This is a genomic window from Acinetobacter sp. UBA2063, from assembly GCF_002333245.1.
Taxonomy (GTDB): Bacteria; Pseudomonadota; Gammaproteobacteria; order Pseudomonadales; family Moraxellaceae; genus Acinetobacter; species Acinetobacter parvus.
Window position 1 is genome coordinate 1 of the sequence record NZ_DDAH01000234.1, and the last position, 7,875, is coordinate 7,875.

General features: G+C 40.4%; 10 protein-coding genes and 2 pseudogenes. 11 read left to right on the forward strand and 1 reads right to left on the reverse strand.

Annotation, left to right across the window (positions count from 1 at the left end; all coding sequences use genetic code 11):
* The 10 genes and pseudogenes from B4H32_RS11090 to pyrF all read left to right on the forward strand — a co-directional run.
* Window positions 1-180, forward strand: a pseudogene (locus B4H32_RS11090) (6-carboxytetrahydropterin synthase QueD); the annotation flags it as partial.
* Between the two features lie 45 nt (window positions 181-225).
* On the forward strand, window positions 226-939 hold the full coding sequence (gene ung / locus B4H32_RS11095; RefSeq protein WP_286803102.1) for a uracil-DNA glycosylase: 714 nt from the start codon (window positions 226-228) through the stop codon (window positions 937-939).
* The gene (locus B4H32_RS11100; protein ID WP_414630967.1) at window positions 939-2,060 is read left to right on the forward strand and encodes an enoyl-CoA hydratase/isomerase family protein; all 1,122 of its coding nucleotides are present in this window, start codon (window positions 939-941) and stop codon (window positions 2,058-2,060) included. The genes ung and B4H32_RS11100 overlap by 1 nt, the downstream gene beginning before the upstream one ends.
* Before the next feature lie 6 nt (window positions 2,061-2,066).
* Window positions 2,067-2,579 carry a tRNA adenosine(34) deaminase TadA gene (tadA, locus tag B4H32_RS11105; RefSeq protein ID WP_004769395.1) on the forward strand — a complete coding sequence of 171 codons (513 nt, stop codon included), beginning with the start codon at window positions 2,067-2,069 and terminating at the stop codon, window positions 2,577-2,579.
* Window positions 2,580-2,643: 64 nt separating this feature from the next.
* Window positions 2,644-3,084 carry an SRPBCC family protein gene (locus B4H32_RS11110; RefSeq protein WP_004679478.1) on the forward strand — a complete coding sequence of 147 codons (441 nt, stop codon included), beginning with the start codon at window positions 2,644-2,646 and terminating at the stop codon, window positions 3,082-3,084.
* A 9-nt stretch (window positions 3,085-3,093) separates the two neighbouring features.
* Window positions 3,094-3,771, forward strand: coding sequence for a (d)CMP kinase (gene cmk, locus B4H32_RS11115; RefSeq protein WP_004679477.1), 678 nt, complete (start codon window positions 3,094-3,096; stop codon window positions 3,769-3,771).
* Between the two features lie 117 nt (window positions 3,772-3,888).
* Window positions 3,889-5,571: a 30S ribosomal protein S1 gene (rpsA, locus tag B4H32_RS11120; protein WP_286803092.1), complete on the forward strand. Its 1,683-nt coding sequence runs from the start codon at window positions 3,889-3,891 to the stop codon at window positions 5,569-5,571.
* 157 nt (window positions 5,572-5,728) lie between these two features.
* Complete coding sequence (locus tag B4H32_RS11125; RefSeq protein WP_004679473.1) at window positions 5,729-6,031, forward strand: integration host factor subunit beta; 303 nt, start codon at window positions 5,729-5,731, stop codon at window positions 6,029-6,031.
* A gap of 14 nt (window positions 6,032-6,045) precedes the next feature.
* On the forward strand, window positions 6,046-6,405 hold the full coding sequence (locus B4H32_RS11130; RefSeq protein ID WP_286803093.1) for a lipopolysaccharide assembly protein LapA domain-containing protein: 360 nt from the start codon (window positions 6,046-6,048) through the stop codon (window positions 6,403-6,405).
* A 33-nt stretch (window positions 6,406-6,438) separates the two neighbouring features.
* On the forward strand, window positions 6,439-7,119 hold the full coding sequence (gene pyrF, locus B4H32_RS11135) for an orotidine-5'-phosphate decarboxylase (RefSeq protein ID WP_004757943.1): 681 nt from the start codon (window positions 6,439-6,441) through the stop codon (window positions 7,117-7,119).
* Between the two features lie 74 nt (window positions 7,120-7,193).
* On the opposite strand, the pseudogene B4H32_RS11140 reads toward pyrF, so the two are convergent.
* Window positions 7,194-7,333, reverse strand: a pseudogene (locus B4H32_RS11140) (LysO family transporter); the annotation flags it as partial.
* A 95-nt stretch (window positions 7,334-7,428) separates the two neighbouring features.
* On the opposite strand from B4H32_RS11140, the gene B4H32_RS11145 reads away from it, so the two are divergent.
* Window positions 7,429-7,875: META domain-containing protein (locus B4H32_RS11145; protein WP_286803097.1), on the forward strand; the 447-nt coding region annotated here is incomplete at its 3' end.

The following is a 7,875-nucleotide window of genomic DNA, read 5'->3' on the forward strand; positions in this document are numbered from 1 at the left end:
GGTTATGCACAAAGTTTCATAGAAGATATTGAAAACGAACAAATGGGTATCTTAAATTTAGACCAGATTATTTTTTCAGAACAGGTACAGGCGGAATGGAGTGATCCTCAAATGTATGAGAATCTGAAAAATGGAATTAAATTCCAAAATCCAAATGTAGAGTTACAAGTTAACATTTAACTCAGCAAGATTTAAATGTTGGAATCGTTATCTCAAGGAATGTTGATGCAATTTACTGAACAACAGCAGGAAAAACTTAATAAAGTTCAGTTGGATGAGTCATGGAAAATCTCTTTGTCAGAATTTCTACTCAGTCAGAAAATGGATCATTTAAGAGAGTTTCTACAACAACAGATCCTTGCTCAGAAAACAATTTATCCGCCTAGCAAGCAAATTTTCAATGCATTAAATACAACCCCGTTACAGGATGTAAAGGTTGTGATATTGGGCCAAGATCCATATCATGGCCCAAATCAGGCAAATGGTCTAAGCTTTTCTGTACAAAGAGGGGTTGCATTACCTCCATCTTTGCGTAATATTTTTCATGAATTACATACTGATCTCACAGTGCCGATTTCCCGTCATGGGGATTTAAGTAAATGGGCTGCTCAAGGGGTATTGCTATTAAACAGTGTACTGACTGTTGAAGCAGGACAGCCAACTTCTCATCAGAAACAGGGATGGGAAGAGTTTACTGATGCTGTCATTGATGTGTTGAATGAACAGCGGGAGCATGTGGTCTTTATTTTGTGGGGTGCGTATGCCCAGCGAAAAGGACAACGTATTAATCGAAACAAGCATCTTGTATTAACTGCTGCACATCCATCACCTTTGTCTGCAAACCGAGGTGGTTTTTTTGGCTGTAAAGTATTTTCTAAAACAAATCATTATTTGAAACAACATGGCATTGAGCCAATAGACTGGCAACTGGACGCATAATGACTTCTCTCGATTTAAATAGTTATCACCCAGATTTAATTATCGAAAATGCTAAAAATGGTTGGCGTATTGTTCGTTTAAACCGACCAAAATCTTTACATGCACTTGATGAATCAATTGTGAGTGCTTTATTGAAAGTATTTGAATATTTTCATGATGATGACAGTGTTAAAGCAATCTGGTTTGATTCAACCACACCAAAAGCATTTTGCGCGGGTGGTGATGTTCGTAAACTCCGTCAACTTGTCATTAATAATGAAGTAGATACGGCAAATAAATTTTTTGAACAAGAATATGCGCTTGATTTATTGCTTCATAACTATGCTAAGCCAATCGTAGTTTGGGGTGAAGGTTATGTCATGGGTGGTGGTTTAGGACTATTCATGGCCGCGCCTTTCCGTCTAGTCACACCTTATTCACGTCTTGCAATGCCTGAAATCAATATTGGTCTCTATCCTGATGTAGGAGGAAGTCGTTTTCTTGCAGATCGTGGTCAAATTGGGCTGTTTACAGGTTTAACGGGTTCAATTATGACTGCAGCTGGTGCTTTTAGCATTGGTTGGGCAACTCATATTTGTGAAGCACAGCGAGATAATGTTCTTCAAAAAGTTTTGAATGTGGATTGGAATCACTATCCTGCGGGTGCTTTCCGTGCCATTGATGATACTTTAAATAGTCTACATCGTCCTGTAGCGGCAGGTCCTCTGCAAAACTCAATCGATGTGATCCATAGTGTTTGCCGTGGTCAAAGTTTTGAGTATGACTATCAAGCGATTATTGGTCTGAGTGATGCAAGTAGTGACTGGTTACGTCAGGCAAGTGAAAATCTGCAAAAAGGTTCTCCAAGTACTGCTGCGATTACATGGTTGCTGTGGCAATGGGGCAAGCAAGGGCATGCCTGGGATGAAGTTTTTGCATTAGAATCACAAATCTCTGACTGGAAAATTCGTCATCCCGATTTTGTCGAGGGTGTCCGTGCACGTTTAGTTGATAAGGACTTATCACCAGAATGGAAAGCAGCCGAGAAAATCACATTACAAGATATTTTATCTCACTGCCCTCCAGTGACCACGATTGATAGCTGGAATACATTATTAAGACAATATGGTGTGATTGTTTAACCCTATATGAGTTCAACTGAAACGAATGATGAATACTGGATGCAGTTTGCTTATGAGCAGGCTAACCTAGCCGCATCACAGGACGAAATTCCAGTTGGGGCTGTAATTGTAAGCCAGAATAAGGTGATTGGTTCGGGTTATAATGCACCCATCAAGCTTTCTGATCCAACTGCACATGCTGAAATCCAGGCACTTCGTTCCGCCTGTCAGGCTATAGATAATTACCGTTTGCCAGATGATGCCACACTTTATGTGACGCTTGAACCTTGTACGATGTGTGTTGGCGCACTCATTCATGCCCGTATCAAAAAAGTAGTGTTTGCTACAACAGAGCCTAAAGCTGGTTCGTTGGTCAGTGCAAGACAGCTACTTGAAAGCGGCTATTACAATCATAAATTCACTTTCGAACAGGGATGCATGCAGGCACAGTGTTCATCCCAGTTAAGTGAGTTTTTTAAGCGTAGACGTGATGAAAAGAGAAAAATCCATTCGTCAAAAACGCCCTTAAATGATTCATAATGCCCTTGTAGTTGTGGCAAACTAGGCCCTCCCATGATTTTGGTTAGATCAAAAAGGCGAAGCTATGCGTAATGCAATCACCATACAAAAAGAATTCAATGCACCCATCTCTGATGTTTTTGATTTATTGTCAAAACATGCAACCTACAACAAGGCGTTTGCACCTTTACAGGTGGTGCGGGTAAAGGATTCTGCTGACCCTCAACGTCCTGATGGCATCGGCTCAATTCGTCGTATGGGTTTTGGCCCGATTAAGCCATTACAGGAAGAGATTACCCTGCTGGAAGAAAACAAGCGGATTGAATATAAGCTGATTAACAACCCATTGGTAAAACATCATTTGGGACAAATTGATTTTAGGGAAATTACACCCTACATCACTTTGGTGACCTATAAGATTGAATTTACCGCAAAAGCACCATTTGTAAGTAAATTAGTTCTTGCACAACTCAAGGCAGCGATTACACTAGGTTTTTCAAAATTAGCAAAATCAGTTGCTTCATAAGAGACAGGAATGACAGTTCAAATTATTACGATTGATGGTCCTAGTGGTTCTGGCAAAGGGACCTTGGCAGCCAAAATAGCTGCTTATTATGGATTTAATCTTTTAGACTCTGGTGCTTTATATCGTTTACTCGGGCTGTCATTATTTCAAAAGGGCTTGTTGGACCAGATTGAGGCAAGGCTGGAACAATGTGTTGATGATGCAACTCATTTGGATATTGAATTTAAATCAAATGAGACCGCTACGCAGGTGTTGCTTGAGGGGAAAGATGTCACCAATACCATTCGAACAGAGCAGGTCGGTGAGTATGCTTCTAAAGTGGCAACTGTGCCAGAATTAAGAAAGGCATTATTTGAACGTCAACGTGCATTTATCCAGCATCCAGGACTGGTTGCCGATGGCCGTGACATGGCAACTTCAATTTTTCCTGAAGCGCAAGCCAAGCTATACCTTACGGCATCAGCCGAATCGCGTGCTGAGCGACGTGTAAAACAGTTGCAGGGTATGGGGCTTGATGCTAAAATAAGCGACATTTTATCTAACATACAGGCTAGAGATAAAAGAGATATGGAGCGTGAAGTCGCTCCGCTCAAGCCAGCGGAAGACGCCTATATCATTGATAGCTCTACAATAGGCATTGATGAGGTCTTTAAGCTCATGGTTGATTATATCGATAGTCGTATATAAATAGATATTCAATGAATTTTCAGTTGAAGCATGGTCTGGTCAGATTTTATGGCTATGTAACAACTTAACTAAACCGATCTTGTCTGATCCAAGACCGTTGAATTTTTTAGGTATATCATGACCGAATCTTTTGCAGCCCTCTTTGAAGAAAGCGAATCAACCCTTAATATTGACAAAGGTGCCGTAATTAAAGGTATCGTTGTTAGTATCGACTCTGACTGGGTAACTGTTGACACTGGCCTTAAATCTGAAGGTGTTGTTGACCGTGCTGAGTTTTTAAATGAACAACGTGAACTTGAAGTTCAGGTTGGTGATGAAGTTGATGTTGTTGTTGAAGCGCTTGACAACGGTATGGGTCAAACAGTTTTATCACGTGAAAAAGCGAAACGTGCTGAAACCTGGACTAAACTTGAGAAAATCTTTGAAGATGGCGAAATCGTTACTGGTGTTATCTCTGGTAAGGTTAAAGGTGGTTTCACTGTTGACATTGGTCCTGTACGTGCATTCCTGCCAGGTTCTTTGGTTGACACTCGTCCGATTCGCGACACAACTCACCTTGAAGGTAAAGAGTTGGAGTTCAAGGTTATCAAGCTTGATGCTAAACGCAATAACGTTGTGGTTTCTCGTCGTGCCGTAATGGAAGCTGAATCTTCAGCTGACCGTGAAGCATTGCTTGCTCAGCTTGAAGAAGGTCAAACTGTTACTGGTACAATCAAGAACCTTACAGATTACGGTGCATTCGTTGATCTTGGTGGTATTGATGGTCTTCTGCATATCACAGATATGGCTTGGAAACGTATCAAGCATCCATCAGAAGTGGTTGAAGTGGGTCAAGAAGTTACTGTTAAAGTACTTAAGTTTGACAAAGAGCGTAACCGCGTATCTTTAGGTCTTAAGCAATTAGGCGAAGATCCATGGTTGGCGATCATGAACCGTTATCCTAAAGGTTCTATCGTTAAAGCTCGCGTAACGAACTTAACTGACTACGGCTGTTTCGCAGAAATCGCTGAAGGCGTTGAAGGTTTAGTACACGTTTCTGAAATGGACCACACTAACAAAAACATCCACCCATCTAAAGTTGTTCAGATTGGTGATGAAGTTGACGTTATGGTTCTTGAAGTTGACGAAGAGCGTCGTCGTATTTCTCTTGGTATCAAACAAACTCGTGCTAACCCATGGGAAGAGTTTGCTAAGAACCACGACAAAGGTGAAAAAGTTTCAGGTACGATCAAGTCAATCACTGACTTCGGTATCTTCATCGGTTTACCAGGCGGTATCGATGGTCTAGTTCACTTGTCTGACATTTCTTGGAACGAGCAAGGCGAAGAAGCAATTCGTCGTTACAAGAAAGGTGACACAGTTGAAGCGGTTATCTTGTCTGTCGACGCTGAAGGCAACCGTATCAGCCTTGGTATCAAGCAATTGAACAGCGACCCATTCAATGACTTCTTGGCTGCGAATGAGCGCGGTGCCTTGGTTAAAGGTACTGTAACTGCTGTTGATGCGAAAGGTGCTACAGTTAAATTGGCTGATGACATCGAAGCAACACTTAAAGCTTCTGAAATCAACCGTGACCGCGTTGAAGATGCAACCAAGTTCCTAGAAGTTGGTCAGGAAGTTGAAGCGAAGATCATCAACGTTGATCGCAAGTCTCGTTCAATCAACTTGTCTATCAAAGCGAAAGACGAAGCTGAAGAGAAAGAAGCTGTAAACAATGCTCGTCAAGCTGCTACTACACAAGTTGCTGACAGCAATGGTCCTAAGACTATTGGTGACTTAATTAAAGCTCAAATGAAGTAATTTGTTAAAAAGTACGTTTCTTGTAACAGAGAAGTACTTTTTTATACAAAAATACTGTAAACGGTAGCGTAGTATTTATGTACTGCGCTACCGTTTTGTATTTAAACAGGTTATTATTAAAAACATTAAAAAGTAGCAATAATTAAAGAGGTCATCAATGACTACTGAAGCACTTAATAAATCTGATTTGATTGAACGGATTGCACTTAAAAACCCACACTTGGCTGAACCTTTAGTTGAAGATGCAGTTAAGATCATGATTGACCAAATGATTGAAGCGCTTTCAAATGGTGATCGTATCGAAATTCGTGGTTTTGGCAGTTTTGCATTGCATCATCGTGAACCACGTTTAGGACGTAACCCTAAAACAGGTAAGGCTGTTGATGTTGCGGCGAAAGCCGTTCCTCACTTTAAACCAGGTAAAGCACTTCGTGATGCGGTAAACGAATCTGCTGAATAATATTCGAGGTGTGTATGCGTTATATATTAATTGCATTACTTATTGCTATATTTGGTTATTTGCTTGCCTTGGTTTTGCAGAACCCAGCAGAGTTGGAGGTAAACTTATTGTTTACCCAAGTCCCTGCGATGCGTTTAGGTCTATTGCTTCTATTAACATTGGCATTAGGCATTGTTGTTGGTCTACTTCTTGGTGTCCAGGTATTTAGGGTTTTCCAAACCAATTGGGAAATTAAACGTTTACGTAAAGACATTGATCATCTGAGAAAAGAACAAATTCAGGTGGCTCAACAAGCTGCTGCTCAGGCTGCTGCAAGTACAAGACATGAAAAAACTGTGCTGGATATTCACACAGAAAATAAAAGCCCATTATAATATGGGCTTTATTTTTATTGGGAAGAAAAGCTCTTGAGTATCATTGTTGCCTTGGATGCAAAAAGCGAATACGACGCTCTGACAATTGTGGAACAACTTGATCCTACTCTATGTCGTGTCAAAGTAGGCAAAGAGCTTTTTACTCATGAAGGTCCATCTGTTGTTAAAAACTTAAAGAACAAGGGTTTTGAAGTTTTTTTGGATTTAAAATTCCATGATATTCCGAATACCACCGCTCAGGCGGTTTGTGCGGCGGCTGATCTAGGTGTTTGGATGGTCAATGTACATGCATCTGGTGGTCGCAAGATGATGGAAACCTGTGTTGAGCGTTTGCAAGCAGGAAATTATCAAACACAATTGATTGCAGTGACTGTTTTAACGTCAATGGGACGTGAAGATTTGCGTGATATTGGTTTGGATATCGAACCTGTAGAGCAAGTTAAACGCTTGGCCAAGCTCACTCAAGAGAGTGGCCTGGATGGTGTAGTATGTTCGGCACAGGAAGCAAAAATTCTTCGTGAAATGTTAGGGGCAGATTTTGCATTGGTAACACCTGGTATTCGTCCTGAGGGTTCGAATGCAGATGACCAGAAACGTATTGTGACACCTAAACAGGCAATGCAAGATGGTTCAACCCATTTGGTCATTGGCCGTCCAATTACCAAGGCAGAAAACCCAACTGAGATGCTCAAGTCTATTTTAGCTTCGATTTAAATCGATAGATCTTCATGTAAGGGCGAACTTGTGTTTGCCTTTTATATTGATTTGATCAATTCAACTGATATTCATTAGAATTTCAGATTTAAAAACAGAGTTATCAATAGGGGGGGAGTAGCGAAAGAATTAATCCGCTCATCATGGCATGAGGTACATAATACGTACCACATGATTGCTTCACCATTGCCAGGGTAACATCCATTGAAGTTGCTTAATTTTTTATTTTATCCCAGTATATGATTCATCCATTATGCCCAGAAAAGTGCTATACAAAATATCAGCAGATAGGTATGGAGGAGGGACTAAATGCAAGTTAAATCTATATTTTTCTTTTTATGCTGTAGTGTGGGTTTACTTGCTTGTACCCCAGTTGTACAGGAGCCAAAAAAAATTTCATTAGATCCAGAGAAAATATTAACTTCATATGTTTGGCAATATCAACCCCCGAATGAGAATCCTCCAATTAAATTAAACTTTGAAAATAATAGTGTTGGGGTGAATACAGGGTGTAATGCTGGGGGTGCGCCTTATAAAATTCAGGGGAAAAAATTAATTGCGACAGAAAGTTTTGTGCTAACCGCTATGGGATGTCCTGATGAATTAGCAAAACAAGAAGTATTAGCGACAAATTTATTTGATCAAGACAAGCAGGCTATATTTACCTTGGATTCAACTAATATTGCTCAACCAACCTTAACATTTAAAATGTTAGATAGTCAGCAGTATTCATTTGTAGGAAAAATGACACCTGAA

Coding starts and splice junctions, on each gene's coding strand:
- ung (WP_286803102.1), top strand. CDS start 226: ATGCAATTTACTGAACAACAGCAGGAAAAACTTAATAAAGTTCAGTTG.
- B4H32_RS11100 (WP_414630967.1), top strand. CDS start 939: ATGACTTCTCTCGATTTAAATAGTTATCACCCAGATTTAATTATCGAA.
- tadA (WP_004769395.1), top strand. CDS start 2,067: ATGAGTTCAACTGAAACGAATGATGAATACTGGATGCAGTTTGCTTAT.
- B4H32_RS11110 (WP_004679478.1), top strand. CDS start 2,644: ATGCGTAATGCAATCACCATACAAAAAGAATTCAATGCACCCATCTCT.
- cmk (WP_004679477.1), top strand. CDS start 3,094: ATGACAGTTCAAATTATTACGATTGATGGTCCTAGTGGTTCTGGCAAA.
- rpsA (WP_286803092.1), top strand. CDS start 3,889: ATGACCGAATCTTTTGCAGCCCTCTTTGAAGAAAGCGAATCAACCCTT.
- B4H32_RS11125 (WP_004679473.1), top strand. CDS start 5,729: ATGACTACTGAAGCACTTAATAAATCTGATTTGATTGAACGGATTGCA.
- B4H32_RS11130 (WP_286803093.1), top strand. CDS start 6,046: ATGCGTTATATATTAATTGCATTACTTATTGCTATATTTGGTTATTTG.